Origin of the sequence: Pseudomonas sp. UBT, from assembly GCF_050915955.1 — a bacterium.
Lineage (GTDB): Bacteria > Pseudomonadota > Gammaproteobacteria > Pseudomonadales > Pseudomonadaceae > Aquipseudomonas > Aquipseudomonas antarctica_A.
This window is the reverse complement of record NZ_CP168079.1, coordinates 3,473,531-3,498,913: the sequence shown is the minus strand read 5'-3', so window position 1 is coordinate 3,498,913 and position 25,383 is coordinate 3,473,531. Positions and strand designations below refer to the sequence as shown.

At 59.4% G+C, this 25,383-nt stretch carries 23 protein-coding genes; 9 read left to right on the top strand and 14 right to left on the bottom strand.

Annotated features, from left to right (window positions below):
• Window positions 1–50 precede the first annotated feature (50 nt).
• The gene (locus ACDZ94_RS15995; RefSeq protein WP_064451546.1) at window positions 51–842 is read right to left on the bottom strand and encodes a crotonase/enoyl-CoA hydratase family protein; all 792 of its coding nucleotides are present in this window, start codon (window positions 840–842) and stop codon (window positions 51–53) included.
• A gap of 423 nt (window positions 843–1,265) precedes the next feature.
• Between ACDZ94_RS15995 and ACDZ94_RS15990 the strand changes: the two genes are divergently transcribed.
• Window positions 1,266–2,939: a DEAD/DEAH box helicase gene (locus ACDZ94_RS15990; protein ID WP_053255160.1), complete on the top strand. Its 1,674-nt coding sequence runs from the start codon at window positions 1,266–1,268 to the stop codon at window positions 2,937–2,939.
• Between the two features lie 389 nt (window positions 2,940–3,328).
• Here the strand turns inward: ACDZ94_RS15990 and ACDZ94_RS15985 are convergent, their stop codons facing one another.
• Window positions 3,329–4,096: a DODA-type extradiol aromatic ring-opening family dioxygenase gene (locus ACDZ94_RS15985; protein ID WP_432750429.1), complete on the bottom strand. Its 768-nt coding sequence runs from the start codon at window positions 4,094–4,096 to the stop codon at window positions 3,329–3,331.
• Between the two features lie 103 nt (window positions 4,097–4,199).
• On the opposite strand from ACDZ94_RS15985, the gene ACDZ94_RS15980 reads away from it, so the two are divergent.
• Window positions 4,200–4,856: a thiopurine S-methyltransferase gene (locus tag ACDZ94_RS15980; RefSeq protein ID WP_432750428.1), complete on the top strand. Its 657-nt coding sequence runs from the start codon at window positions 4,200–4,202 to the stop codon at window positions 4,854–4,856.
• Between the two features lie 57 nt (window positions 4,857–4,913).
• Here ACDZ94_RS15980 and htpX read toward each other — a convergent pair whose 3' ends face one another.
• On the bottom strand, window positions 4,914–5,801 hold the full coding sequence (gene htpX, locus ACDZ94_RS15975; RefSeq protein ID WP_064451549.1) for a protease HtpX: 888 nt from the start codon (window positions 5,799–5,801) through the stop codon (window positions 4,914–4,916).
• 304 nt (window positions 5,802–6,105) lie between these two features.
• The gene (locus tag ACDZ94_RS15970) at window positions 6,106–7,317 is read right to left on the bottom strand and encodes a pyridoxal phosphate-dependent aminotransferase (protein ID WP_058411776.1); all 1,212 of its coding nucleotides are present in this window, start codon (window positions 7,315–7,317) and stop codon (window positions 6,106–6,108) included.
• Window positions 7,318–7,519: 202 nt separating this feature from the next.
• Here ACDZ94_RS15970 and msrB point away from each other — a divergent pair, with 202 nt between their 5' ends.
• From msrB to ACDZ94_RS15955, 3 genes are all read left to right on the top strand, one after another.
• The gene (gene msrB, locus ACDZ94_RS15965; protein WP_432750427.1) at window positions 7,520–7,912 is read left to right on the top strand and encodes a peptide-methionine (R)-S-oxide reductase MsrB; all 393 of its coding nucleotides are present in this window, start codon (window positions 7,520–7,522) and stop codon (window positions 7,910–7,912) included.
• Between the two features lie 132 nt (window positions 7,913–8,044).
• Window positions 8,045–8,530 (top strand): glutathione peroxidase, encoded by a 486-nt coding sequence (locus tag ACDZ94_RS15960; RefSeq protein ID WP_053255166.1) that lies wholly within the window; start codon window positions 8,045–8,047, stop codon window positions 8,528–8,530.
• Window positions 8,527–9,018, top strand: coding sequence for a MarR family winged helix-turn-helix transcriptional regulator (locus ACDZ94_RS15955; protein WP_064451551.1), 492 nt, complete (start codon window positions 8,527–8,529; stop codon window positions 9,016–9,018). Before ACDZ94_RS15960 ends, ACDZ94_RS15955 begins: the two co-directional genes overlap by 4 nt.
• On the opposite strand, the gene ACDZ94_RS15950 is transcribed toward ACDZ94_RS15955, so the two are convergent.
• The gene (locus ACDZ94_RS15950; protein ID WP_432750426.1) at window positions 8,972–11,281 is read right to left on the bottom strand and encodes a response regulator; all 2,310 of its coding nucleotides are present in this window, start codon (window positions 11,279–11,281) and stop codon (window positions 8,972–8,974) included. The genes ACDZ94_RS15955 and ACDZ94_RS15950 overlap by 47 nt on opposite strands.
• 163 nt (window positions 11,282–11,444) lie before the next feature.
• On the opposite strand from ACDZ94_RS15950, the gene ACDZ94_RS15945 reads away from it, so the two are divergent.
• Together ACDZ94_RS15945 and ACDZ94_RS15940 are read left to right on the top strand one after the other, a co-directional pair.
• Window positions 11,445–12,335, top strand: coding sequence for an ATP-binding protein (locus ACDZ94_RS15945; protein WP_064451552.1), 891 nt, complete (start codon window positions 11,445–11,447; stop codon window positions 12,333–12,335).
• Window positions 12,332–12,814 (top strand): GAF domain-containing protein, encoded by a 483-nt coding sequence (locus ACDZ94_RS15940; RefSeq protein WP_064451553.1) that lies wholly within the window; start codon window positions 12,332–12,334, stop codon window positions 12,812–12,814. Before ACDZ94_RS15945 ends, ACDZ94_RS15940 begins: the two co-directional genes overlap by 4 nt.
• A gap of 25 nt (window positions 12,815–12,839) precedes the next feature.
• Here the strand turns inward: ACDZ94_RS15940 and ACDZ94_RS15935 are convergent, their stop codons facing one another.
• From ACDZ94_RS15935 to ACDZ94_RS15900, 8 genes are all read right to left on the bottom strand, one after another.
• Window positions 12,840–16,475, bottom strand: coding sequence for a transporter substrate-binding domain-containing protein (locus tag ACDZ94_RS15935; RefSeq protein WP_262667409.1), 3,636 nt, complete (start codon window positions 16,473–16,475; stop codon window positions 12,840–12,842).
• Between the two features lie 8 nt (window positions 16,476–16,483).
• Complete coding sequence (locus ACDZ94_RS15930) at window positions 16,484–17,110, bottom strand: response regulator transcription factor (protein WP_064451555.1); 627 nt, start codon at window positions 17,108–17,110, stop codon at window positions 16,484–16,486.
• A gap of 256 nt (window positions 17,111–17,366) precedes the next feature.
• The gene (locus tag ACDZ94_RS15925; RefSeq protein ID WP_064451556.1) at window positions 17,367–17,762 is read right to left on the bottom strand and encodes a response regulator; all 396 of its coding nucleotides are present in this window, start codon (window positions 17,760–17,762) and stop codon (window positions 17,367–17,369) included.
• A 157-nt stretch (window positions 17,763–17,919) separates the two neighbouring features.
• Window positions 17,920–19,251: a deoxyguanosinetriphosphate triphosphohydrolase gene (locus ACDZ94_RS15920; RefSeq protein ID WP_064451557.1), complete on the bottom strand. Its 1,332-nt coding sequence runs from the start codon at window positions 19,249–19,251 to the stop codon at window positions 17,920–17,922.
• A gap of 71 nt (window positions 19,252–19,322) precedes the next feature.
• Complete coding sequence (locus ACDZ94_RS15915) at window positions 19,323–20,486, bottom strand: EAL domain-containing protein (RefSeq protein WP_064451558.1); 1,164 nt, start codon at window positions 20,484–20,486, stop codon at window positions 19,323–19,325.
• Window positions 20,487–20,578: 92 nt separating this feature from the next.
• Window positions 20,579–20,920, bottom strand: a complete 342-nt coding sequence (locus ACDZ94_RS15910; protein ID WP_064451559.1) for a hypothetical protein — start codon at window positions 20,918–20,920, stop codon at window positions 20,579–20,581.
• Window positions 20,917–21,303 (bottom strand): phage holin family protein, encoded by a 387-nt coding sequence (locus tag ACDZ94_RS15905; protein ID WP_064451560.1) that lies wholly within the window; start codon window positions 21,301–21,303, stop codon window positions 20,917–20,919. The genes ACDZ94_RS15910 and ACDZ94_RS15905 overlap by 4 nt, the downstream gene beginning before the upstream one ends.
• A 4-nt stretch (window positions 21,304–21,307) precedes the next feature.
• Entirely contained in the window at window positions 21,308–21,622 is a 315-nt protein-coding gene (locus tag ACDZ94_RS15900) for a DUF883 family protein (RefSeq protein ID WP_053255177.1), read from the bottom strand.
• A gap of 347 nt (window positions 21,623–21,969) precedes the next feature.
• Between ACDZ94_RS15900 and ACDZ94_RS15895 the strand changes: the two genes are divergently transcribed.
• Window positions 21,970–23,178, top strand: a complete 1,209-nt coding sequence (locus tag ACDZ94_RS15895) for an ammonium transporter (RefSeq protein WP_221294292.1) — start codon at window positions 21,970–21,972, stop codon at window positions 23,176–23,178.
• Here the strand turns inward: ACDZ94_RS15895 and ACDZ94_RS15890 are convergent.
• Window positions 23,165–24,889 (bottom strand): cation:proton antiporter, encoded by a 1,725-nt coding sequence (locus ACDZ94_RS15890; protein ID WP_259762865.1) that lies wholly within the window; start codon window positions 24,887–24,889, stop codon window positions 23,165–23,167. The two genes, ACDZ94_RS15895 and ACDZ94_RS15890, sit on opposite strands and share 14 nt — an antisense overlap.
• Window positions 24,890–25,035: 146 nt before the next feature.
• Between ACDZ94_RS15890 and ACDZ94_RS15885 the strand changes: the two genes are divergently transcribed.
• Entirely contained in the window at window positions 25,036–25,272 is a 237-nt protein-coding gene (locus ACDZ94_RS15885; RefSeq protein ID WP_407017153.1) for a glutaredoxin family protein, read from the top strand.
• Window positions 25,273–25,383 lie beyond the last annotated feature (111 nt).

The window sequence follows — 25,383 nt, the reverse complement described above, 5'->3', positions numbered from 1 at the left end:
GCATTCCAAGTGTGGGAGCGGGCTTGCCCGCGATGGCGTCAGCTGGGTGTTCAAATACCTTTGAACACCCCCGGGCGCTTCTCAATCATCGCCCGCACACCCTCTTTGGCATCTTCGCTGTTGAGTAGCTTCTCCACCAATGGCTGCAACCCTGCCGCCGCGACGGTCTCGCCCTCCATGCGCGCCTGACGCGCCGACATCAACGTCGCCTGTACGCCCAGCGGCGCCTGGCGGGCAATGCGGCTGGCCAGTTCGATGGCGCGGGGCAGCAGGTCTTCACTGGCCATCACTTCCTGCACGAGCCCGAGACGCAGCGCTTCATGCGCGTCGAATTCATCACCGGTGAGCAACCAGCGCATCGCATTGCCCCAACCGGCTACTTGATGGAAGCGCAATGTCGCGCCGCCAAACGGAAAGATCCCACGCTGTACTTCCATCTGCGCAAAGCGCGTGTTGCTCGCGCAAATATTGATATCCGCCGCCAGCATCAACTCGATACCGATAGTCAGGCAGTAACCCTGAGCCGCGACGATCACCGGTTTGCTGACCCTGGGCCCGGCGAACACGCCCCACGGATCGCACCCACCCAAGGGCGGTTGCCAGCCGCCCGACATCACGCCGCTGACATTGGCCAGGTCCAGCCCGGCGGTGAAGTGGTCGCCGTGGGCAAACACCACGGCGACCCGCGCGTCGTCGTTTCGATCAAATTCGCCGTAGGCCAGGCTCAGCTCATTGAGCAACTCCAGGTCAAAGGCGTTGCGCTTTTCCACCCGGTTCAGGCCCAACAGCAGGACATGGCCCTGTAATTCACGGCTGACGCGACGGCTGTTGGCTTGATTCATCGGGTGGGCCCTCAGGGCTTGGTTAAGGTTTCAGACCAAAGGGTCTTGATGGATAGGTGAAGCGTTTAAGTGTTATGACCAACAGGGCCGGGCCTTTGAAAAATAGACCCTGGAGCGGGTATCTGCAAAGACTGTGACGCAGCGCGGTTTATCGGCGCTTTCAGATAAAAAAAGCTCCCTTTTTCAGGTATTTCCGGTATAGTGCGCGCCGGCCTTTAACCGGGCCGCGTTTAGGTAGCGCAATTCCCCGAAGTCAGCTTCGGCTGCACGTCCGCACAGCGGACTCTCCCTTGACGAATCTTTTTCATTCATTCGTTTTCGCAAATCCCCGCCGACAAAGCAGCCAGGGCGACTCTTGAGTCTCAACACGGCATGCGCAGCTTTGGAGCATGGGTCTTTGCGGATGCACTTAGAGGCAGACCCATGACCCAGGAAACCGGCGGCTTCGCCGCTTTTAATCTTAACCCGAACATTCTTGCTGCCGTCATCGCGACTGGCTACGAAGAACCTTCGGCTATTCAGCAGCAATCGATCCCGATCATCATGGCCGGCCAGGACATGATTGGCCAGGCGCAAACCGGTACCGGTAAAACCGCCGCGTTCGCCCTGCCTATTCTGCATTGCATCGATCCTGCCAAGCGCGAGCCGCAAGCCCTGATCCTGGCGCCAACCCGTGAGTTGGCGCTGCAAGTAGCAACCGCTTTCGAAACCTACGCCAAGCAAATGCCAGGCGTAACCGTTGTGGCCGTTTACGGCGGCGCGCCTATGGGCCCACAACTGAAAGCAATCCGTAACGGCGCACAGATCGTTGTCGCCACCCCGGGCCGTCTGTGCGACCACCTGCGTCGTGACGAAAAAGTCCTGTCGACCGTGAACCACCTGGTTCTGGACGAAGCTGACGAAATGTTGAAGCTGGGCTTCATGGATGACCTGGAAGTCATCTTCAAGGCACTGCCACCGACCCGTCAGACCGTACTGTTCTCGGCGACCCTGCCACAGTCGATCCGTGCCATTGCCGAACGCCACCTGCGCGATCCGCAACACGTGAAGATCCAGACCAAGACTCAGACCGTTACCGCGATCGAACAGGCTCACCTTTTGGTTCACGCTGACCAGAAGACCTCGGCTGTATTGAGCCTGCTGGAAGTTGAAGACTTCGACGCCCTGATCATGTTCGTGCGCACCAAGCAAGCGACCCTGGACCTGGCCAGTGCCCTGGAAGCCAAAGGCTACAAAGCCGCTGCGCTGAACGGTGACATTGCCCAGAACCAACGTGAGCGCGTGATCGACTCCCTCAAGGATGGCCGTCTGGACATCGTTGTGGCGACCGACGTTGCTGCCCGTGGCCTCGACGTTCCACGTATCACCCACGTGTTCAACGTTGACATGCCGTACGACCCAGAGTCCTACGTTCACCGTATCGGCCGTACCGGCCGTGCCGGTCGCGAAGGTCGTGCACTGCTGCTGGTGACTCCACGTGAGCGCCGCATGCTGCAAGTGATCGAGCGCGTTACCGGTCAGAAAGTTGCCGAAGTCCGCCTGCCGGATGCCCAGGCTGTTCTCGATGCGCGCATCAAGAAACTGACCAACAGCTTGTCGCCGCTGGTGGCTGATGCTGAATCGACCCACGGCGAACTGCTGGACCGCCTGACTGCCGATATCGGTTGCACCCCACGTGCCCTGGCTGCAGCTCTGCTGCGCAAAGCAACCAACGGTCAGGCCCTGACCCTGGCAGCCATCGAGAAAGAACGCCCACTGGTTCCGAACAACGCGCCACGCGGTGATCGTCCAGAGCGTACCGGTGACCGTCCAGACCGTGGTGATCGTGAGCGTCGCGCTCCGGTTCCATTGGCTGAAGGCCGTGCTCGCTGCCGTACCGCGCTGGGCGCGCGTGATGGCATCGCAGCCAAGAACCTGCTGGGCGCTATCCTCAACGAGGGTGGCCTGGCACGTGAAGCGATCGGTCGCATTCAGGTCCGTGACAGCTTCTCCCTGGTGGAACTGCCGGAAGACGGCCTGGAAAAACTGCTGGCCAAGCTGAAAGACACTCGCGTTGCCGGTAAGCAGCTGAAGCTGCGTCGCTACCGCGAAGATTGATCCGCCCTTGGGCTGATTGATCGCACATAAAAAATCCCCGACTGGTTCGGGGATTTTTTTTGCCTGGCATTTCTGGAGGACTACGCGATCAACTGTGGGAGCTGGCTTGCCTGCGATAGCGGTGTACCCGCCAACATTTCGGGCAACTGACACACCGCCGCCTGAGTCACCGCTCTACCAGACACCCAAAATCCCATGTGGGAGCGGGCTTGCTCGCGAATGCAGTCTTTCAGACACATGGAGGCTGACTGACCCACCGCCATCGCGGGCAAGCCCGCTCCCACAGTTGATCTCTGTTGTCGATTAGAGAGCATTTCAGGCTCAGCCCAGCAGGCGCGCCAGTTCTTCTGGGCAGGATGGGCAACACATCTCCCACCTTTAGATCTCTGTTAGCCGAAACGGTAGATGTCCATCCCCAGCGCGCCCATCGTGAACCCCTGATGCGCCACACTGAAGTCGCCACCGGCGCCACGCGCAAAGTACAGCGGCAACAGGTGTTCATCGCTGGGATGGCTGCGCACGGCATGGGGCGCCTGGCGGCGATAGTCGTGCAAGGCCGCTTCGTCGTTGGCGGCGAGTTTATCCACCACCCAGTCGCGGAAGTCGCGTGCCCAGGGCTCGATGCTCTCGGGGCCGGCGTGCCAGTTCAGCTTGCCGAGGTTGTGGGTGATGCTGCCGGAGCCGATCAACAGCACGCCTTGCTCGCGCAAACCGGCGAGCGCGTGCCCGACTCGGGTCTGCAGGGCCGGGCCCATGCGGCTGGGCAGCGAGACTTGCACCACTGGAATATCTGCCGCCGGGTACATCAGCGACAGCGGCACCCACGTGCCGTGGTCGAAGGGGCGGCGATCATCGATTCGCGCATCCAGGCCGTCAGCATTGAGCAGGTCGACAATTTCACTCGCCAACTGTGGGTCGCCCGGCGCCGGGTATTGCACGGCAAACAGTTCGCGGGGGAACCCCCCGAAATCGTGCCACGTTTCCGGGGCGGCGCTGCCGGTGACCAGTAATTCTTGGCTTTCCCAGTGCGCGGACACTACTACAATCGCGTTGGGCCGTGGCAGTTCAGCCGCCAAACGCCGCAGCGCCGGGCCGCTGGCGCCAGGTTGCAGCGCAAGCATGGGTGAGCCGTGGGAGATAAACAGGCTGGGGAGCATAAGTGGGGTCCTGAGCGTTAAGATGGGCTCATCTTCAATCAGATCATTGATCTAAATCTAATATAAGTTTTAGCCCCTTTTGATCGAATTTTCAGGGTGATTTATGGAGCCTAAGTTTTGGCAAGAGCGTTGGGCGCGCAACCAGATCGGTTTTCATCTGCCCGAGGTCAATCCCTACCTGCTGCGGCATTGGCCAGCGCTGGGCTTGTCTGACGGAGCCAAGGTGCTGGTACCGCTGTGTGGCAAAAGCCTGGATTTGATCTGGCTGGCGAGTCTCGAATATTCGGTGATGGGCGTGGAGTTGTCGGAGCAGGCAGTTGAAGCCTTCTTCAGTGAGCAGTCGCTGACACCGCATATTCGCCAGCAAGGTGTGTTCAAGGTGTATCAGTCCGGGCTGATCGAGGTGTGGTGTGGCGACTTCTTTGCTCTCGACGCCGGTGCGGTGAACGATTGCACAGCGCTTTACGACCGTGCGGCGTTGATCGCGTTGCCGCCACTGATGCGGGCGCAATATACCGAGCATCTCAATAGTCTGCTGCGGCCTGGCTGCAAGGGATTGTTGATCACGCTGGATTATGACCAGACGCAGAAGGTCGGCCCACCGTTTGCGGTAACCGACGAAGAAGTCCGGGTGTTGCTCGGCTCCCGTTGGGGCCTGGAGGTGTTGGAGGAGCGAGACATACTGAGCGAGAGCTGGAAGGCTATGCAGGACGGCGTCACGCGCCTTGAAGAGCGCGCCTATCGGTTGGACAAGGCGTAAATCGCGGGTATAAAAAAGGGGCGATCAAATCGCCCCTTTTTGCGTAGCTACCGGTAATCAGCCCCGGCGACGCAGCGCGTCGATACGCTCTTCCAGCGGTGGGTGGCTCATGAACATGCGTGCAAAGCCTTGCTTGATGCCACCGTTGATACCAAAGGCTGTCAGGCTGTCGGGCATGTGCACCGGCAGGCCCTGTTCGGAGCGCAGGTGTTGCAGCGCTGCGATCATTGCCCCGGTACCGGCCAGGCGGGCACCTGCTTCGTCTGCGCGGAATTCGCGTTTGCGCGAGAACCACATGGTGATGGCACTGGCCAGGAAGCCCAGCACCACTTCCGCGAAGATGGTCGCCACGAAGTAGGCAATGCCACGGCCCTCTTCGTTCTTGAAGATCACCTTGTCGACGAAGTTGCCGATGATCCGTGCGAAGAACATCACGAAGGTGTTCACCACGCCTTGTACCAGCGCCAGGGTAACCATGTCGCCGTTGGCCACGTGACCGATCTCGTGGGCAAGTACTGCCTTCACTTCATCGTATGAGAAGCGTTCCAGCATGCCCTGGCTCACCGCAACGAGCGCGTCGTTCTTGTTCCAGCCGGTGGCAAAGGCGTTGGCTTCATAGGCCGGGAAGATCCCGACCTCAGGCATCTTGATTCCGGCCTCGCGGGACAATTGCTCAACGGTTTGCAGCAACCATTGCTCATGCCGGGTGCGTGGCTGGGTGATGACCTGGGTGCTGGTGCTCATCTTTGCCATCCACTTGGAGATGAACAGCGAGAACAGTGAGCCGGCAAAACCAAAGACCGCACAGAAAACCAGCAGCTGATTGAGGTTCAGATCAACCCCGTTGGCCGCCATGAACCCGTTGAAGCCAAAAAGGCTCAGGGTGATGCTGGCAATCAGCACGACCGCCAGGTTAGTGGCCAAGAACAGCAGGATGCGCATCATGGTTGTAGAGTTCTCCTCATGCTTAATATGTCGCGTACTGCGGGGTATATAAGGTGCGGCCTGGGGTGATTCAACCGAGCGACTATTTCAAACTGTGTCCTACAGCATGAATGTAGAGTCTTGAAAGGCATTTCCCACCTGAAAAGTAGGTCGGGATAACCGCACCCCTGCCTTGGCGCCCTGTAATCATAGGGGGCTGACCGGTCCGTGGTGTGCAGCGACAGCAGAGGAGGGGGGCAGTGCAGAGAAGTGTTGCCAGATACTCGCTGTACGACCTGATAGTGATCGTACAGCGATATTTGCATTACTGGCGATACGACTTCAGGAAGTTGCCGATGCGACCAATGGCCATGTCCAGGTCATCTACACGTGGCAAGGTCACCACTCGGAAGTGATCCGGCCACGGCCAGTTGAACGCCGTTCCCTGGACCACCAGCAGCTTTTCCGACAACAGCAGGTCGAGCACGAACTTCTCGTCGTTGAAGATCGGGCACACTTTCGGGTCGATTCGCGGGAACGCGTACAGCGCGCCCATCGGTTTTACGCAACTGACACCCGGAATTGCGTTGAGCAATTCCCAGGTGCGGTTGCGTTGTTCCAGCAGGCGACCCTGGGGCAATACCAGGTCGTTGATGCTCTGGTAGCCGCCAAGGGCGGTCTGGATCGCATGCTGGCTCGGCACGTTGGCACACAGGCGCATATTGGCCAGCATGTCGATGCCTTCGATGTAGCTCTGGGCGTTGTGCTTAGGACCGGAGATAGCGATCCAGCCGGAGCGGAAACCTGCCACGCGATAGGACTTGGACAGGCCGTTGAAGGTCAGGCACAGCAGGTCCGGTGCCAGGGAGCCCGTGCAAATGTGCACAGCATCGTCGTAGAGGATCTTGTCGTAGATCTCGTCCGAGAACACCACCAGGTTGTGCTGGCGTGCCAGTTCGAGCATGCCCAGCAACACTTCCTTGGAATACACGGCGCCAGTGGGGTTGTTCGGGTTGATGATCACCAGGGCTTTGGTGTTCGGGGTGATCTTGGCCTTGATGTCGGCGAGGTCCGGGAACCAGTCGGCGCCTTCATCGCACAGGTAATGCACCGGGTGGCCACCCGCCAGCGTCACGGCGGCGGTCCACAGCGGGTAGTCGGGCGCCGGCACCAGCACTTCATCGCCATTGTTGAGCAGGGCCTGCATGGACATCACGATCAACTCGGACACGCCATTGCCCAGGTAGATGTCTTCGATGCCGACACCTTCCACCTGCTTTTGCTGGTAATACTGCATTACCGCTTTACGTGCGCTGAACAGGCCTTTGGAGTCGCTGTAGCCCTGGGCGGTCGGCAGGTTGCGGATCACGTCCTGGAGGATTTCGTCCGGCGCTTCGAAACCAAAGGGCGCCGGGTTGCCAATGTTCAGCTTGAGGATGCGATGGCCTTCCTCTTCCAGGCGTTTGGCGTGCTTGAGCACTGGGCCGCGAATGTCGTAACAGACGTTGGCGAGCTTGTTCGATTTGCTGACCTGCATGGCGATGTGATCCTGAAAATGAACGATCCAGACGGTGTGGACACTACCGTACTGCGAATCCTGCGAGGCCTGCACCCATAAATACGTTTGAATGCCGATAGCGCGGGTGCCAGACTGGCGTTTTGACGAGGCGCAATCATACGTGCCGCCTGATCCATGGAAAAGACACAGATCAGGCTTTTTCAGTTGCCGAGGTGTACCGATGGAAAAGTTGCAGAAAACCGTTGATGAATGGAAGGCGATGCTCGATCCAGAGCAGTACAACGTGTGCCGTCTCAAGGGCACCGAGCGACCTTTCAGCGGTAAGTACAATGGCACCAAGACAGATGGCATATACCACTGCATTTGCTGCAATGAGCCACTGTTCGACTCCAACACCAAATTCGATTCCGGCTGCGGCTGGCCGAGCTTCTACGCGCCGATTGCCGACAGCGCGATGATCGAGATCCGTGATGTCAGCCACGGCATGATCCGAACCGAAGTCACTTGCGCCAAGTGCGATGCGCACCTGGGGCACGTGTTTCCCGACGGTCCGCCGCCGACCGGCCTGCGCTACTGTATCAATTCGGTGTGCCTGGACCTGGTGCCGCGCTAAGCCTTGTACCGCCCCGGCCAAAGGTGCCGGGGCGGTCCATGACGAGGTATTAGTCTGGTCAATTAAATTGCACGCAATTGAATTGCCTACTATCTTCCTGGCTCTTACCCCCTTTCATTTCGAGGCGCTGCCATGAGTGACAACCTGCTGAGCATCCCGTGCACCACCATCAAGGGTGAGCAAAAGACCTTGGCCGATTTCGCCGGCAAGGCTGTCCTGGTGGTCAATACCGCCAGCAAATGTGGCTTCACCCCGCAGTACAAGGGGCTGGAGCAACTTTGGCAGCAGTACAAGGATCAAGGCCTGGTGGTACTGGGCTTTCCCTGCAACCAGTTTGGCAAGCAGGAACCGGGCAACGAAGGCGCGATTTCCGAGTTCTGTGAGCTGAATTTCGGCGTCAGCTTCCCACTGTTCAAAAAGATCGACGTTAACGGCAGCGATGCCCACCCGCTGTTTGTGCAGTTAAAAAAACAGGCGCCCGGCTTGTTGGGCTCGAAGGGCATCAAGTGGAACTTCACCAAGTTCCTGATCGGTCGCGACGGTCAGGTGGTCAAGCGTTTTGCTCCGACCACCAAGCCGGAGGACTTGACCCAAGAGATCGAAGCCCTGCTCAAATGACCGACGTGCCCGCCGTGTCCCTGGCGCTGGACGACCAGTTGTGTTTCAAGCTCTATGCCGCGTCCCGCGCGGTGACGCGCGCTTACAAGCCGATGCTCGATCAGTTGGGCCTGACCTACCCGCAGTACGTGGTGATGCTGGTGCTGTGGGAGTGGCAGGACGCAACGCCGCCGCAACCCACGGTCAAAGCCCTGGGCGAGCGCCTGATGCTCGACTCCGGGACGCTGACGCCATTGCTCAAGCGTCTGGAGTTGCTCGCGCTGGTGAAGCGTCAGCGCAGCACGCTGGATGAGCGTGAGATGCACCTGAGTCTAAGTACAGCGGGTTTGCAGTTGCGCGACCAGGCGCATGCCTTGAAAGCCCGGCTGCTGTGCGACAGCGGCGTGGACCTGAACCAGGCCGACGCCTTGCGCGACGGCCTGGACCAGTTGCTGGCGCAGATTAAAGGCTTGTCGTGTCAGGCACCCAAAGGTCCAGCAGGGCCTTGAGTTCTTCGCGGCGGAACGGCTTGGCCAGGTAGTCATCCATCCCCGCCGCCCGACAACGCTCGCGTTCTTCCGAGAGGGCGTTGGCGGTCAAGGCGACGATAGGCAGGTCCGGCCAGCGCCCGCTGCGGCGAATCTGCCGGCTGGCTTCGTAGCCGTCCATCACTGGCATATTGCAGTCCATCAACACCATGTCGAAGCGCTGTTCTTCAAGGAGCCTGAGTGCTTCGCCGCCGTGGGCGGCCACAATGACTTCGCATCCCAGCTTGCTGAGCATGCCTTTGGCCACCAACTGATTGACCGGGTTGTCTTCCACCAACAGGATGCGCGCCCGCTGCGCGAGGGGCGCGCTTTCCATTTGGATAGGGTCGAGGATCAGTTGCGCGTCGCTGCGCAGGTTGCGCTGCAGAATCTGGTACAGCGCGTTGCGGCTCAGCGGGCGTGCCTGTTGCTGCAGCGGCGCAAGGGCGGCGACCTCCTCGCTGGGCATGAAGTTGCCATAGGCGGTGACCAGCAGAATGGGCGCGCTAATCGCCGGGCGCAGGCGGAACAGGCACTCTGGGCAGTCAGTGATCAGCAGGTCGGGGGTTTGCCCGCTCAGGTCATCGTCCTGTGAATAGCAGCGCGGTGCCAGGCCCCAATGGGGCAGCAGCGTGGTCAGCAACTCTGTCAGGCCATTGCTGCCGCTGGTGATGACGATTACCTCACCCGCCAGGGGCGCGTAACGGGCGGCGGGCAAATGCATGGGCAGCGGCAGATCAGCACAGAACTGGCTGCCAAAACCGACCTCCGAGCTGATACTCAACCGGCCCTTCATCGCCTCACACAGGTTGTGCGTCAACGCCAACCCAAGTCCCGTTCCGCCAAATTGGCGTGTGATCCCCGCGCCTGCCTGGGTGAAGGGCTGGAATATCTTCACCTGCGCTTCCTGGGCGATACCGATGCCCGTGTCACAGACCTCGATTTTTACCCGGCCATCCTGTGCGCTGAGGCGCACATCGACACGGCCGAAGCGGGTGAACTTCAAGGCATTGGAGAGCAGATTGCTGACGATTTGCCGCACACGTGTCGGGTCGCCTATCACCTGGGCGGGAAAGAGTGGGTCGATCAGGCAGGTTAACTCGACACTCGGCGCCGCGTTCTGCGACAGCAAGTTGGCGGTGTCTTCCACCAGGGAGCCGAGATCAAACGGGATGCCCTCCAACTCCAATTGGCCGGCGTCAAACTTAGACAGGTCGAGAATATCGTTCAGCAATTCCACCAACACTTTGCCCGAGTCGTGGGCGATGGACAGCTGCTGGCGCTGTTCGGCGTTCAACGGGCTGTCCAGTGACAACGCGATCATGCCCAGCAAACCATTGAGCGGCGTGCGGATCTCGTGACTCATATTGGCCAGGAATGCGGCGCGGGCCTGGGCCATGCCCAAAGCGGTCAATTTTGCCGCCTCCAGCTCATCGTTGGATTGGCTCAAACGTTGGTTGCTGGCCTTGAGCTCCAAGGTGCGTGCGGAGACGATATCTTCCAGTTGGCCCAAGTATTCGGTAAGGCGGTCCTCGGCGTGGCGCCGTTGCTCGATTTCGGTTTCCATGTTTTCGAATTGCTGGTTGGCGACGTTGACCAGTACGCCGATTTCATCGTTTTCGTGACCCGGTGGGCAATCCAGGCGGGCCTGCTTGCTGGTACTCAGTGCGCGAATAATGCGCACCAGCGGCTGGGTCAGCATCACGTAGAACAGGCCCAGCAGGATTCCTGTCAGGAGCAGGCTGCGGGCGAACCCGTTGAGCAGGGTAATCTCGGCACGGTGCAGGAAACGGCTGCCAAAGGTGTAGGTGTCCACGTCCAGACGTAGCACGCCGAGAGAATCATTGGGCATGTGGCTCAGGAACAGCCGGTCTTCGAACTCACGGTTGGCACCAAACAGAAAATCGCTGATGGGCCGGTAAGCACTTTCCTTGCGCGGTCGATTCACGTCGGCCAGGACCACGCCATTGTTGTCGATCAGTTGCGCGCGGGTAATCGCCGGGGAATGCAGCAGGCCCTGGGTCAGTTCCTGGGCGAGTTCAGCATCAATGTTGTAGGCAATACGCGAGGCGGGGTTATGGCTGATTTCGATCAGTGAGCGTATTTCACGGTTGATCGATGCGTCTTCGCTGGCATAATCAATGCCGATTTGGATCAGGCTGAGCAAGGTTCCCAAGACGAAACCTACCAGCACAGTCAATCTGGCTTGTTTATAAGACAAGCGGTGGGCGAACTTGATATCCATCGAGTGTTGAACCACTTCACGTTTCCCTTCGCCCGGCAAGCATAGCTGAACATCCACTGGCTCTGGCTTGGCCGGCATGAATCGTTTTATACGCAGCCTTGTGCGGTCTGCCACAGGGTTGCCAATACGCCATCTTTTGCAAGAACTTGCCAGAGGAATAATCGTGGATTCTCGATTGAATGCCTTTCTTGAGCGCGCCGATGCGGTACTTGCTCGTCTGGAGCCGCTGTTACCTGCGCCGCGCCAAGCCATCGACTGGAACCAGTGCCTTGCTGCCCGTTGGCAGCGCGAAGGCCGCAGTGGCTTTTTGCTGCCGCTGGAAGTGAGCCTGGATATGCGCTTGTCTGACCTCATCGGCATAGACAAACAGCGTGAACAACTGGCACGTAACACCCAGCAATTTCTGGATGGGCTGCCTGCCAACCATGCGCTGCTGTGGGGCTCACGCGGCACCGGTAAATCGTCGATGGTGCGCGCCTTGCTTGCCCGGCACGCCAAGGCGGGGTTGCGCCTGATTGAAATCGAGCGTGATCACCTGGCTGACCTGCCCCGCGTCGTCGAGCAACTGCTTAAGCTGCCGCAGCGTTTTATCCTGTTCTGCGACGACCTGTCTTTCGAGGCGGGCGAGGGCGATTACCGCGTGCTCAAAAGCGTGTTGGACGGCTCCCTGGAGCAGGCGCCGGAAAACGTGTTGCTGTATGCCACCTCCAACCGTCGTCACCTGGTGCCGGAAAACCAGAGCGACAATGACAACTGGAAGCGGGTGGACGGTGAGTTGCACCCCAGTGAGGCGGTGGAAGACAAGATCGCCCTGTCCGACCGTTTTGGCCTGTGGCTGTCGTTCTACCCGTTCAGCCAGGAACACTTTCTGGAGGTGGTCGAACACTGGATCGGCGAGTTGGCCAGCAAGGCCGGCTTGCAGTGGCAGCGCGATGAAGCCCTCGACATCCTTGCCGTACGCTGGGCCACCGGGCGTGGCAATCGCAACGGCCGTTGCGCGTATCAATTCGCCCGTTACTGGGTAGGACTCAAACTGCTGGAGCGTCAACCATGATCGATTTGCAACAGGCCGGCACCGGCCTGGATGGCTATGCCATGTTGTGTGCACAACTGGAATCGCTGCTGGCCGATGAGCGTGACTTTATCGCTAACAGCGCCCAGTTCTCTGCATTCCTGTTCAACCAGTTGGACGACTTGAACTGGGCAGGTTTCTACCTCAACCGCCATGAAGAGCTGGTGCTTGGCCCGTTTCAGGGCCAGATCGCTTGCGTACGCATTCCGTTCGGTCGTGGCGTATGCGGCGCAGCGGCAGCATCACGGCAAACCCAGCGGGTGGACGATGTACATGCGTTCCCCGGCCATATCGCCTGTGACAGCGCCTCCAACAGCGAACTGGTGGTGCCATTGATCAAGGATGGCGTGCTGATTGGCGTTCTTGATCTGGACAGCCCGTCGCTGGCCCGTTTTAACGAGCAGGACCAGGCGGGTATTGAACAATTGGCGGCGATTTTTCTACGCTTGACCGACTGCTGACCTGGGCGTAGAGGGCTGGCCTCGGTTATTGGCTGTCCAGCTTATGGAGCTGCACTTGCAGTGTCCTCTCCAGTTCCAGCATGAGTTTTTCCAGGAACTTCACCTCGGCCTCGATCAGGGGGCGATCATCGCTATGGGCGCACGCCTGCTCCAGTGCTTCGCATTGCGCGGCCAGTGAGCATGCCTGGACGATGCGCGCGGCGCCCTTGATCTTGTGAGCTTGCTCAATGATTTCGTGGGGCGGCGCCTGTCTGGCCATCAAGGTCAGCAGGTCCTGGCGGTCATGACGACTGCTGTCCAACAGTTCCTCCAGCAAGCGCCGGCTCAATTGCGGATCGCCCCCGGTCAGTGCATCCAGGCAGTCGAGGTCCAGGCGCAGGACCGCCGATTGAGGTCTGATCCGCGCCAGTTGCTGCTCCAGCGCCGTAAGACTGATGGGTTTGAACAGGCAGTCGTTCATGCCCGCTTGCGCGCAGCGATGTTTCTCCTCGGGCTGGGCATTGGCGGTGAAGCCGAGTATCACACAGGGTGCCTGTTGCTCTCGCTGCTCATATTCACGGATTGAGCGACTCAACTCATAGCCATTCATGACGGGCATGTTGCAGTCGGCTATCACCAGGTCGAAGCGCTCCTGACGCCAGGCCAGAAACCCGGCGGCACCCTGCTGGGCAGCCGTGAACTGATGCCCCAGATAACCCAATTGCTGGCACATCAGCAAGCGATTGGCCGGGTGGTCGTCCACCACCAGTACATTGAGTACCGGCGCGGCAGCGGGCGGCTGTGACTTGAGTTCGTCCTGTACCTCGCTTGGCTGCAGGCACGTCATCTTCAGGCTGACCTGTACTTGAGTGCCCACCATGGGCACGCTGCTCAGGCTCAGTTGCCCCCCCATCATTTCGCACAGGCTGCGGCAGATCACCAGCCCCAGGCCGGCTCCACTCCTGGCCAGGTGTCCGGAGTTGTCGGCCTGGGCAAAGGGTTCGAACAGGCGCAATTGGTCGTCCCGGCTGATGCCGATGCCCGTGTCCTCGACCACCAGTTTCATCTGGATCTCGTTCGGCAGTGTGGTGGCTTGCACCTGCACCTTGATCTTCACCTGTCCGTGCTCGGTGAATTTGATCGCGTTGCTGACCAGATTGGACAGCACCTGCTTGAAGCGCAGCGGGTCGATCAGCACGGCGGTGTCGTCCAGATCCGTGTCGAATTCAAGCAACAGGCTGAGGGTTTTCTGGCGGGCCAGGCCATCGAAAACGCGTACCACCGACTCGATCACTTCCCGCAGATTTACGCGCTCAGGTGCAAGGCTCAGGCGGCCTGACTCGATGCGAGCAATGTCGAGGATATCGCCAATCAGCTCCAGCAGATCCTTGGCCGAGTTGTAGGCCACTTCGATAGCCGGGCGATCAAGATGGCCCTGGTCGGCGCGCTTGAGGGTCAGTTCCAACATCCCGATCACCGCATTCATCGGCGTGCGAATTTCATGGCTCATGGTGGCGAGAAAGGTGCTTTTGGCCCGGTTGGCCTCGTCGGCGCGTTCCTTGGCGGCGCGCAGTTCGTCGAACAGTTGGCGCCGGTCACTGATGTCGATCCAACCGCCGATAATGCCCTGAACTTCGCCGTCCGAGTCGCGATAGGGAAGAATCCAATGGTAGATCGTCAGTTTTTTTCCGTGAATATGCAGGGAGCGATCGAGGATCAGCGGGTTACCTTCCGCTACCACCCGTTGGTAGTCGGCGTGGTACTGCGCCGCCTCCGACTCCAGAGCCATGTCCATTTGGACCACACTCTTGCCAATCACCTCTTCGCGTTTGACTCCGAACACTTGCAGGTAACTGTCATTGCAGGTTTGCAGCAGGCCCTTACGGTCGCGTACGTAAATCGGGTGCGGCGTTTCATTGACCAGTGCGCGCATGAACTCGAATTGGTCGTTGAGTGCCCGTTCGGCCATCTTCCGGTGTTTGATCTGGCGGCGCATGTAGGCGTTCCAGGTCAGGGAAATCAGCAGCAGCAACCCAGTACCGATGATGATTTGCGCAATCAACTCGTGGTAATTGCGCCAGTAGCTGTCAGAGGCGGGTGTGTAACCCCGCCAGCGGCTGTTGATCACCCCCATTTCATCCGGGGAAATACTCAGCAGTGCCTTGTCCAGGATTGAACTCAGCTCGACGGCGCGGCGTGGTGTCGCAAGGGCGAAAGTGGCTGGAAGGGTGCCGATGCTGGCGCTGATCTGTAATTTGTCCTGGAAAACCTGGGAGGACAGAAAGTAGTTGGCGATTACCAATGAGTTCACCGCACCGTCTACATTCCCTTGGGCCAGCATTTCTGATGCCTTGAAGGTGTCACTGACTTCCGCCAGGCGAATCTTGGGGAATTCCTTTTGCAGGATTTTTTCCAACGGGTTGCCTACAGTGATTGCCAGGCGTTTGCCCGCCATCTGCTCCAGGCTCGAGGGTGCGTTGGGCTCCTTGCGAGTCAGCAGGACATAGGAGTTTTCCAGGTAGGGACGACTGAAACTGAGCTGAGCCTCCCGCTCGGCGCTGGGGATGATCGCGCCGATGACGTCGGCCTTACCCGAGATGACCCGCTCTATCATCGCGTTGACCTCGCGACTGCTCTGGATTTCGAAACGCAAGCCGGTACGCAGGCGAATCAGTTCCAGCAGGTCGGCGGTGATGCCGCGAAAGTTGCCGTCGGCATCAAAGAACGTCAGCGGCGCGAAGGTCTCATTGACCACGACTTTGACGACCGGGTGCTCTTTCAACCAGCGCGCTTCGCGTTGGGTCAGTTGCAGTTTCTTGTCGGTCAGCAAGATATCGCTGCCGGCGCTCCAGCGCTTGGCGATGCTGTCCCGCTCATTGATGGGAACGGCCGCCAGTACCGAATCGACAATGCTTAGCAAAATGGGCTGGTCCTGACGCAGCGCAAAGCTGAAACCATAGGCTTCATGCTTGCCGAAATTGGCCATGCGAACGTTCTTCAGGTAGCCCTTGTTGATCATGTAATGGGTGGAGATGGTGTCGCCCAGAAACACATCGGCCTGATCAAAGGCCACTGCATTCAAGGCGTTTTGATACGAGGGAAAGGCGCGGATATCCGCCTGCGGGTACAACTTTTCCACTTCGCTCAGCGGCAGGTAATGGTAGACGAGGCTCAAGCGCAGCCCGGCCAGGCCATCGCTCAAACTGCGCGTTTCCCTTTCGCGGGTCACCAGCACCGGCTGATCCACCGCGTACGGCTGCGACAGGATGAGATTCGGGTTGGCGGCCTCAAAGCCGTTGGAAGAACCCAGCAGGTCAATTTCACCTGTTTCCAGAGCGCGGATCGATGCTTCCCGCGTTGGGTAGCGCACTACCTTGATGGGCAGGGCCATGGCTTTGGCCAATAGCCCGGCGTAATCGGCGGTCAGGCCCTCATAGTCGTGGCCGCTGGAGGTCAGGTCGAAGGGTGGGTAGTCAGGTGCCGAGGTGCCCAGCACCAGCTCGCGTTTGTTCTGCAACCACTGGCGCTGAGCCTTGTCCAGTTGAGTATCCAGTTGAACGGTACCCGCGCGGCTCAATAAGGTGAAGTGTTCCGGACCGGGTTGAGGGGTCGCGGGCACAGTAGTGCTCAAGCACATACTGGCAATTAATACAATCAGATAGTCCTTTATACGCCTGGGCATCCGCTTTCTCACACTAGCGCGTTTCGTTTTGCCATCTCGATAAGTTCTACCAAGGATTTGGCTTTAAGTTTTTGCATCAGCCTTTTTTTGTAAGTACTTACTGTCTTGTTACTTAGAAACATACCTTTGGCGATTTCTTTGTTGGTGCGGCCCTGTGCGAAAAGTTGCAACACCATCAGTTCCCGGTCGTTTACCGCCTTGAACAGTTCAAGTTCCAGGCCGTCCTTGCCGTCGGCGCCATTGCTATTCAATGCCTGGCTGGGAAAGTAGTTGTAACCGGACAGCACCGCGCGAATGGCACTCAGCAGTTCGCTCAGGTCACCCTCCTTGCACACATAGCCATCTGCGCCCGAGCGCATGCAACGCGTGGCAAACAACGTCGGGCTCTGGGCGGTCAGAATCAGGGTTTTCATGGAGGTGTTCATGGCGTTGAATCGGCACAGCACTTCGAGGCCGTCCAGTTTCGGGATGCTGATATCCAGAATGATCAGGTCCGGCAGGCATTCGCGAACCATTTGTATCGCGTCACAACCGTTGTCCGTTTCGCCAACGACTTTATAACCTTCGTGCTCCAACAACATACGAATCGCCAACCTGATAACCGGGTGGTCATCAATGATAAAAACTGTGTTCATAATCATATTCCATGCAAGTGCAAATAAAGCGGGCACATTAGCTCAGAAGATGACGGAGTAGGATGAGCCTTTGGGGGAGTAGATATAAAACAGGAGAATTCCTACATAAAAAAAGGTAGTTGCCTACCGTCCACTAAGGCTTTGCGCCGTCGGATGTAAGCAATGTTTGAATCAGTGTGCTGATGGACGGAGCTACAGATTCAGCGCTGGTTTTCAGACGCTCATCCGTCGCTGAAGAGCGTTTAAAGTCCGGTACTTATAGTGGGCTTATTGGCGCGATCAACGCTGCAAGTTCGTCTTTATTCAGAGGCTTCAATAAATAGCCAAGGAGTGGCAGGCCGCGTTGCAGGGCTTGTGTTGTCAGGGTGGACAGTTCCGTCGCCGGCAGCCCGCTCAGTAGAATGGCGCCGCTTATGAAGTGGCGGCGGCTGGCAATTTCCACCAGTTCCAGCCCTGGCAGATCAGGCAGGCATTGGTCGCACAGCATGAGGTCAAACGGAGTCGTGGCGCTGGACATCGTGCGGATGGCCTGTTCGGCATTTTCTGCAAGGGTCACGTGCTCGAAGCCGAAGCTTTTCAGCAGGCACTGAGTGGCCAGGAGCTGAAAGGGATGATCCTCCACCAACAGGATTCGAAGACGGGGTAGGGGCATAGAAGGCACATGGCTCATTCAGAGGGGGCGCGGGCGTAGCAAGTCCGCCAGAAGCGTGCGCGATTATTCCTCGAGTGGGTGTGCGAATTCGATCAGGCCGCTCTGTTCCCGTCGTAGGTAAAATCTGTACGGGAAGCAGGCGGCGCGACCATCATCTTCACTGCGGGCTGGAACGCCCGGTCATCTCCCGTGCCATCTCGGTGGCATAGCTGTCTGTCATGCCCGCGATAAAGTCGATCATGCGCAAAAACGAAGTGTGCAGCGACCAGGCTGGATTTGGCGCGCTGTTGCCCAGCAAGTCGAGGATGCGCCGGTTCTTGAACGACGGCGTGCGTCCCCCATGCTGCTCCAGTGCGGCACCGCAAAAGGCGTTCAAGAGGATTTCCAAAGTCGTGTAGGCGCCGATTTCGTGCAGGGTCTTGCGCTTGTCCTGGAAGATTTTTTTACGCGCCATGTCCTTGGCATCCAGTACGCAGCGCTTGGCGGGGCCGTGCATGTGCTCCACGAGGTCACCCGGCAGCGTACCGGCGAGCAAGGCGTCCTGTTGTTCGACAAAGGCCCGAGCGGCTGCATTGGTCAGATGCTCGATCGCCTTACCGCGCAGGATCGCCAGCTTTCGCCGACGAGAGTCCTCCGGGCCCAGTTGCCGGTAAGTCTGGGGCAAATCGTCACCCACCAGGTCGAGCAACAACGACTCCACCTCGGCATATTCCAGCAATTCCATTTCCAGGCCGTCTTCGAGGTCGATCAAGGCGTAGCAGATATCGTCTGCCGCCTCCATCAGGTAGACCAACGGATGACGGGCCCAGCGTTGTTCTTCCAACTGCGGCAGGCCGAGTTTGTGGGCGATCTGCTCAAGGATTGGCAGCTCGCTCTGATAACAGCCGAACTTATGTTTCTTGTAGCCCAATGAGTCCGCGTGGCGGGCGGTCCATGGGTATTTCAAATAAGTGCCGAGGGTGGCATAGGTCAGCCGTGTGCCGCCGTCGAACTGGTGGTATTCCAGCTGGGTCAGTACCCGAAAACCCTGGGCATTGCCTTCGAAATTGAGGAAGTCATTGCGCTCGGCAGTGCTCATGTCATCCAGCCAGCCGCGCCCGGCCGCCTGTTGGAACCAGTGGCGAATGGCGTCTTCACCGGAATGCCCGAACGGCGGGTTGCCGATGTCATGGGCCAGGCAGGCCGATTGCACCACCATGCCCAGGTCGCTCGGCTCACACCAGTCGGGCAGGGCGCTGCGCAGGGTTTCGCCCACGCGCATACCGAGAGAGCGGCCGACGCAGCTGACTTCCAGGGAGTGGGTCAGGCGGGTATGGATATGGTCATTGCTCGATACCGGGTGCACTTGGGTCTTGCGGCCAAGTCGGCGGAATGCGCCGGAGAAAATAATACGGTCGTGGTCTTTGTGAAACGGGCTGCGGCCGAGTTCTTCGGGGCTGTGCAGGGGCTTTCCAAGACGTTCGCGTGTCAGCAGGGTGGGCCAATCCAAGGCGGGTACTCTCCGTACGGTGAATGACCCTCCCAGCTTCCCGGTTCAGCGGGGCCTCGGCAAGCGAAAATCTACAGGCCGGCCGCATCGATATCGATTAACAGCAAGCGCTGGCCGTTATCGAAGAATTGTCCGGCGGTCAGGCAATACTGGTTGGTGGTGGCGTCGCGGTAGGTCGACGAGAGCGTCAGGCGTCGCTCCTCCCAGCCTTCGGCGAGCAGATGATAGAAGTAGGGGCGCCACGACCAGTTGTGGCCCAGGTAGCGGCTGTCCGCCTGCCAGGCATCCTGGCGCCATTCGAAGTTGGGTGTGAGTTGGGTGCCATGGCGGTCGCACTGGTAAAAGCGCAGCAGCCAGGGGAAGTCCGGCAATTGGGGTAATTGATTCAGAGGCGCCCGGCACTGTGCCCAGGTTTGCAGGATTCGCATCAGCTCGACCAATTGCAGACGCAACTGCATCAAGCGGCCCCGCTCTGCGAGTTTGTGCTGGACGTAAACCGTACGCAGTTGGGCAAATCGCGTTACGAAGGCATCCGCTGCAAACCATTCCAGCTGCGCCTGGGCAAACAGGTAACCTTGCACATACCGCGCCCCGCATTCCAGGGCGAAACTCAATTGCGCCTCGGTTTCCACGCCTTCGGCGATAATCCAGCACCCGGTTTTTTCCGCCATCTGCGCCAACGCCCTTACCACGTCACTGCTCGGCCCGCCTTTAGCAGCTTCCTGGAACAGGCGCATGTCCAGCTTGAGAATATCCGGTTGCAGCGCCAGAACGCGGTCGAGCTGGGAATAGCCGGCGCCGAAGTCATCAATGGCGATCCGCGCACCGGCGTTGCGATAACGCACCACCACGTCGGCCAGGCGCTGGATGTCGCCTCCCAACTCGGTGATTTCAAACACGATGCGCCGCGGATCGATACCGTAGGCGTGCACCTGTTTCAAACTCGGCAAGGCTTGGCCAGGGCGCAGGCGATTGATCCAGCGTGGCGAGATGTTCAGGCTGAGAAACCAGTCTTCGGGCGCTTCATGGAGGCGACTTAAAGCATTGTCACGGATTTGTCGGTCAAGGCGGCGCAAGGTTACGCCGGGTGTTCGCGGGTCAGCAAACAGAGGGCCCACGGACAGCAAGCGGCCATCAGCCTGGCGCAGGCGGCCGAGGGCCTCTACACCGGCAATGCGCCCGGTGGCGGTGTCGATGAACGGCTGGAAGCAGGCGAGCGGTTGCCCGTCGATCACGGGGCCTCCTTAAGAGAGCTGGCAAAAAAAGGCCCGGCCCTCATGTTCGAGGGCCGGGCCGATTCTGTTTGCAAGAATGCAGCCAGCGCGGTTCAGCCTTTACGCGAAGCCCCTTGCATGGCCAATTTAATCAGCGGGATCAAACCGGCGCCCAGCCGCACCAAGCGTGTCAGGCTGCTGATGCTGCCGCCCTTGGCGCCCTTGCCGGTAAAAAAGCCCATCAGTGTCACCGCGGCCACGCCCCACAGTGGCGCGTGCTTGATGCCCAGGCTGTCCTGCCAGTTATGGCGCATGTCGCGCATTTTGTTCAGGGGGGCCATCAGTTGCTGGGACTCGTGGCGGATTTCCTGGCGGTGCATTTCCATGCGCAGGCGAATCAACGCCTTGCGCATTTCGCGGCGGGAAGCGGTTTGCGGGATTTCAGTCATGCTCATGGCAGCAGGCGCTCCCGGTCGTTGGCCAGTTCTTCAAGGGTGGCATGGAACGGCGTGGACTCATCGAATATCGCCGCCTTCAAGCGCACTCCGCAGAACGCTGCGGCCAGGGAATAGAACACGCACAGGCTAATGATCCCGGTGAGACGGTAAGTGTCCCACACCAGAATCATCACCAGCGCCGACAGCCCCACCAACAGCAGCAGGGCAAACACCAGCGCCAGGCCTGCGAACAGCAACAGGCTCACCGTGCGCGATTTCTGCTCTTGCAACTCGATGCCAAATAACTCGACGTGGCTGTGCAGCAAGCCCAGAACGGCCGCGCCCAGGCGTCGGGAAGTGGAGCTTGAGCTCGTGGACGAGCCGGATTCGCCGATAGACATAATGTTAGCGCCTTGTAGCCAGCAGACCGATCAGAAAACCAACGCCGGCGGCAATGCCCACCGACTGCCAAGGGTTGGCCTGCACGTAATCTTCCGTTGCAGTGACCGCCGCCGCGCCGCGTTCGCGCAGGGAGTCTTCGGTCAGTTGCAGGGTTTCGCGGGCCTTGAGCAAGCTGTCGTGGATCTTGGTACGCAGCTCATCTGCCTGGTCACCGGCCAGCACGGCGGTGTCGTCGAGCAACTTTTCAGTGTCACTGACCAGGGTTTGAAAATCCGCCATCAGTATCTCTTGAGCAGTCTTTGCAGTTCTTCTGGCCATGGTTATCTCCGTGATTGGCTGATCTGTACGTGTGGTTTCGAGTCACAGGCTTCTGTGAAGGTTCACTTCAATTGTCTGGTACAGCTTTTGCTTTGCCTTGGTGCGCATGCCCCGGGGCGTGCGCTGAATCTGGGCGGCCTGAGGCTAATGCCTTGAAAAACCTTACCCTAAATAACTCAAACTCGCGGAAAAACCCTGTCGGTAATGGCTTGTTGTGGTGTTCGCTGCGCTAAAGCGGTTCACGCCCTCTGACGAGGTGCGGGGCCGGCGGTGCCAATTTAGTGCGCGAAACCCTGGCTTGAACCGCTTTGGTGCTTTTTGCCCTTAACGCAGGCCTGCCAACCTCCATGGAAAATTTGCAAAGTGCGGTGGACACGTTAGTCCACAGCTCCAACACCCTGTTTATTTTGATTGGCGCGGTCATGGTCCTGGCCATGCACGCCGGTTTTGCGTTCCTGGAAGTCGGCACCGTGCGCCAGAAAAACCAGGTCAACGCCCTGTCGAAGATCCTCAGCGACTTCGCCATCTCGACCTTGGCTTATTTCTTTATAGGCTACTGGATCTCCTACGGTGTGAGCTTTATGCAGCCGGCGGCGGTGATCAGTGCCGATCACGGCTACGGCCTGGTGAAGTTCTTCTTCCTGCTGACCTTTGCGGCGGCGATCCCGGCGATTATTTCCGGAGGCATTGCCGAGCGCGCAAAGTTCGCGCCTCAGCTGTGTGCCACCGCGCTGATCGTGGCGTTTATCTACCCGTTTTTCGAGGGCATGGTGTGGAACGGCAATTTCGGCCTGCAAGCCTGGTTGCTCGCCACCTTTGGTGCCAGCTTCCATGACTTCGCCGGTTCCGTGGTGGTACACGCCATGGGCGGTTGGCTGGCGCTGGCGGCGGTGCTGCTCTTGGGCCCGCGTAATGGGCGCTATCGAGAAGGGCGTCTGGTGGCATTCGCGCCGTCGAGCATTCCCTTCCTGGCGTTGGGGTCGTGGATCCTGATCGTTGGCTGGTTCGGCTTTAACGTGATGAGCGCGCAGACCTTGAATGGCGTCAGCGGCCTCGTCGCCGTCAACTCGCTGATGGCCATGGTTGGCGGCACTGTTGCTGCCCTGGTGATCGGCCGCAATGACCCTGGCTTCCTGCATAACGGTCCGCTGGCCGGGCTGGTGGCGATCTGCGCCGGCTCCGACTTGATGCACCCTGTGGGCGCACTGGTCACCGGTGTCGTCGCCGGTGGTTTGTTCGTGTGGTTCTTCATCGCCGCCCAGGATCGCTGGAAAATCGATGACGTGCTGGGCGTGTGGCCATTGCATGGCTTGTGCGGCGTGTGGGGCGGTATCGCATGCGGCCTGTTCGGCCAGACCGCTCTTGGCGGCTTGGGCGGCGTGAGCCTGATCAGCCAGTTGATCGGCACCGCGCTGGGGGTGGCGGTGGCGCTGGTCGGCGGCCTGTTGGTGTACGGCGTGATCAAGCGCGTGCACGGGCTGCGTTTGAGCCAGGAACAGGAGTACTACGGCGCGGACCTGTCGATCCACAAGATCGGCGCGGTCAGTCAGGATTGATCGGCTCGTCGGTTCGCGGGTAGAAACCGTGCAATAGGCGATAGCGGTTACGCCGCACCTCGTCGACCCGCGCCTGCACCTGTTCGTCCGAAAGCCCGAGCAGGATCAAGGCGTGAGAGGCGAGCATCAGACTCGACTCCAGCAGTTCGGGCACCACTTCGCTGGCGCCTGCGGCTTTCAGTTCAGCCAACTGGCTGTCATCACGGGTGCGCACCAGAATCGGCACGTCCGGATTGATCCGGCGTGCCTCCGTCAATACCAATAGGGCGACATCGCTGTTATCCACCGCGATCACCACTAACCGCGCGCGTTCCAGGCCGACCGCACTCAGCAGGGCACCACGGCGACAGTCACCGTAGTGCACGCTGCTGTCGTCCGTGGCGGCTTGCTGCACCTGCGCCGGATCATCATCCAGTGCGATGAACGCCTGTTGCTCGCGGTGCAGAAAGCGCCCGATGGATTGTCCGACGCGGCCATACCCGCAAATCACCACGTGGCCGCTCAATTGGGCGTTGAGCGCGGTGATTGCTTCCAGTTGCACCTGCTGGTTGGGCTTGCGGTGCAGGCGCAGGGCAATCGTCGGCGCAGCGCGCAGTAACAGCGGGGTCAGCAGCATCGAGCAGAAGGTGGCAGCGAGCAGCAGGCCGTTGAACGCTTCGGGTATCAACCGGCTGTGTTGCATTTGCGCCATCAGCGCAAAACAGAACTCGCCGCCCTGGGCCAGGGCCAGGCCGCTGCGCCAAGCCGTTTCACGGTCGCTGCCGCGCAGTTTGACCAAGGCCGCGACCACCGAGGCCTTGATCAGCATCAGTGCGAGGGTCAAGCCGAGGATCAGCAGGCTATGGCTGACGAACAGCTGCAGGTCGATGAGCATGCCGATGCTGACAAAAAACAGCCCCAGTAGGATGTCGCGAAACGGCCGGATGTCGGCTTCGATCTGATGCCGGTAATGGCTTTCGCCCAACAGCATGCCCGCCAGGAAAGCGCCGAGGGCCGGGGAGAGCCCCAGTAAGTGCGTGAGCCAGGCAGTCAGCAATACGATCACCAGGGCCAACAACACAAACAGCTCCGCTGAATGGGACGCCGCGACTTCGTGAAACAGGCGTGGCAATAACCAGCGACTGGCGAACAGCAGGCCGACGAACAACAGCACGGTTTTACCCAACGTCAGCGGCAACGCCCAGTACCAGGCCTGGTCGCTGTCACCGGCAAACACCGGCACCAAGGTGAGCAGCAGCACTGCCACCACATCTTGGAACAGCAGCACGCCAATCGCGTTCTGGCCATGGCTGCTGAAAATTTCCCCAAGGCTGGTCAGCTCCTTGCTGACGATGGCCGTGGAGGACAACGCCAGCCCGGCGCCCAGCAACAGGGCGACGCCTGGCGCCAGACCAAACCCCATCAGCAGGCCTCCCAGCAGCGCACCGCAGCCCAGGACCTGCAAGCTGCCCAGCCCGAATACCACGCTGCGCAACGCGAACATCTTGGTGAGGGAAAATTCCAACCCAAGGGAAAACAGCAGGAATACCACCCCCAACTCGGCGAGGTCAGGCAGGTCTTCACTGTCATTCACCCAGTCCAGCGCGGTGGGCCCCACGGCCAGGCCCACGCACAGATAGCCGAGCACGGGCGGCAGTCGTAGCCGGCGAAACAGCGCAATCACCACCAGGGATGAAGCCAGAATGATCAGCAGGTTGGCGAACACGTGCATCTCCGTTGCGGGGTGAGCGGGCAAAAAGCCGCGAGGATCGCTGACTCAGTGATAGGCCATGGTGATCTGGATCAGGGATTGTGGGCTGTTGGCCGTATCGGGGTGAGCATAGAATAGTGACCTACTTCCTATCAGGTCACTTTGTCATGACTCCTGAATGTCAGTTGTTCACCACACTGGGCTGCCATCTGTGTGAGCTCGCCGAAGAAGAAGTCATGCCGCTGGTCGAACACGGTTTGATGGTCGAGCTGGTCGATATTGCCGACTCCGAAGCCCTGTTCGAGACCTACGGCCTGCGTATTCCGGTGCTTCGGCGGGTGGATACAGGGGCTGAATTGGGCTGGCCGTTCGACACGGAACAAGTGGTCTCGTTTCTGCTTTAGGAAGAGGCCGAACGACCCACCGATTTTTTGCTACCCCAGCCAGTGGGAACTCAAAAAATCGGTGGGCTGGCGGGCGTTGGTTTTTCCAGACTATTTGAGCGCACAGGCCAT

Bases quoted from the DNA above. Each gene is read 5' to 3' on its own strand.
- ACDZ94_RS15995 (WP_064451546.1), bottom strand. From the start codon at position 842: ATGAATCAAGCCAACAGCCGTCGCGTCAGCCGTGAATTACAGGGCCAT.
- ACDZ94_RS15990 (WP_053255160.1), top strand. From the start codon at position 1,266: ATGACCCAGGAAACCGGCGGCTTCGCCGCTTTTAATCTTAACCCGAAC.
- ACDZ94_RS15985 (WP_432750429.1), bottom strand. From the start codon at position 4,096: ATGCTCCCCAGCCTGTTTATCTCCCACGGCTCACCCATGCTTGCGCTG.
- ACDZ94_RS15980 (WP_432750428.1), top strand. From the start codon at position 4,200: ATGGAGCCTAAGTTTTGGCAAGAGCGTTGGGCGCGCAACCAGATCGGT.
- htpX (WP_064451549.1), bottom strand. From the start codon at position 5,801: ATGATGCGCATCCTGCTGTTCTTGGCCACTAACCTGGCGGTCGTGCTG.
- ACDZ94_RS15970 (WP_058411776.1), bottom strand. From the start codon at position 7,317: ATGCAGGTCAGCAAATCGAACAAGCTCGCCAACGTCTGTTACGACATT.
- msrB (WP_432750427.1), top strand. From the start codon at position 7,520: ATGGAAAAGTTGCAGAAAACCGTTGATGAATGGAAGGCGATGCTCGAT.
- ACDZ94_RS15960 (WP_053255166.1), top strand. From the start codon at position 8,045: ATGAGTGACAACCTGCTGAGCATCCCGTGCACCACCATCAAGGGTGAG.
- ACDZ94_RS15955 (WP_064451551.1), top strand. From the start codon at position 8,527: ATGACCGACGTGCCCGCCGTGTCCCTGGCGCTGGACGACCAGTTGTGT.
- ACDZ94_RS15950 (WP_432750426.1), bottom strand. From the start codon at position 11,281: ATGGATATCAAGTTCGCCCACCGCTTGTCTTATAAACAAGCCAGATTG.
- ACDZ94_RS15940 (WP_064451553.1), top strand. From the start codon at position 12,332: ATGATCGATTTGCAACAGGCCGGCACCGGCCTGGATGGCTATGCCATG.
- ACDZ94_RS15935 (WP_262667409.1), bottom strand. From the start codon at position 16,475: ATGCCCAGGCGTATAAAGGACTATCTGATTGTATTAATTGCCAGTATG.
- ACDZ94_RS15930 (WP_064451555.1), bottom strand. From the start codon at position 17,110: ATGAACACAGTTTTTATCATTGATGACCACCCGGTTATCAGGTTGGCG.
- ACDZ94_RS15925 (WP_064451556.1), bottom strand. From the start codon at position 17,762: ATGCCCCTACCCCGTCTTCGAATCCTGTTGGTGGAGGATCATCCCTTT.
- ACDZ94_RS15910 (WP_064451559.1), bottom strand. From the start codon at position 20,920: ATGAGCATGACTGAAATCCCGCAAACCGCTTCCCGCCGCGAAATGCGC.
- ACDZ94_RS15905 (WP_064451560.1), bottom strand. From the start codon at position 21,303: ATGTCTATCGGCGAATCCGGCTCGTCCACGAGCTCAAGCTCCACTTCC.
- ACDZ94_RS15900 (WP_053255177.1), bottom strand. From the start codon at position 21,622: ATGGCCAGAAGAACTGCAAAGACTGCTCAAGAGATACTGATGGCGGAT.
- ACDZ94_RS15895 (WP_221294292.1), top strand. From the start codon at position 21,970: ATGGAAAATTTGCAAAGTGCGGTGGACACGTTAGTCCACAGCTCCAAC.
- ACDZ94_RS15890 (WP_259762865.1), bottom strand. From the start codon at position 24,889: ATGCACGTGTTCGCCAACCTGCTGATCATTCTGGCTTCATCCCTGGTG.
- ACDZ94_RS15885 (WP_407017153.1), top strand. From the start codon at position 25,036: ATGACTCCTGAATGTCAGTTGTTCACCACACTGGGCTGCCATCTGTGT.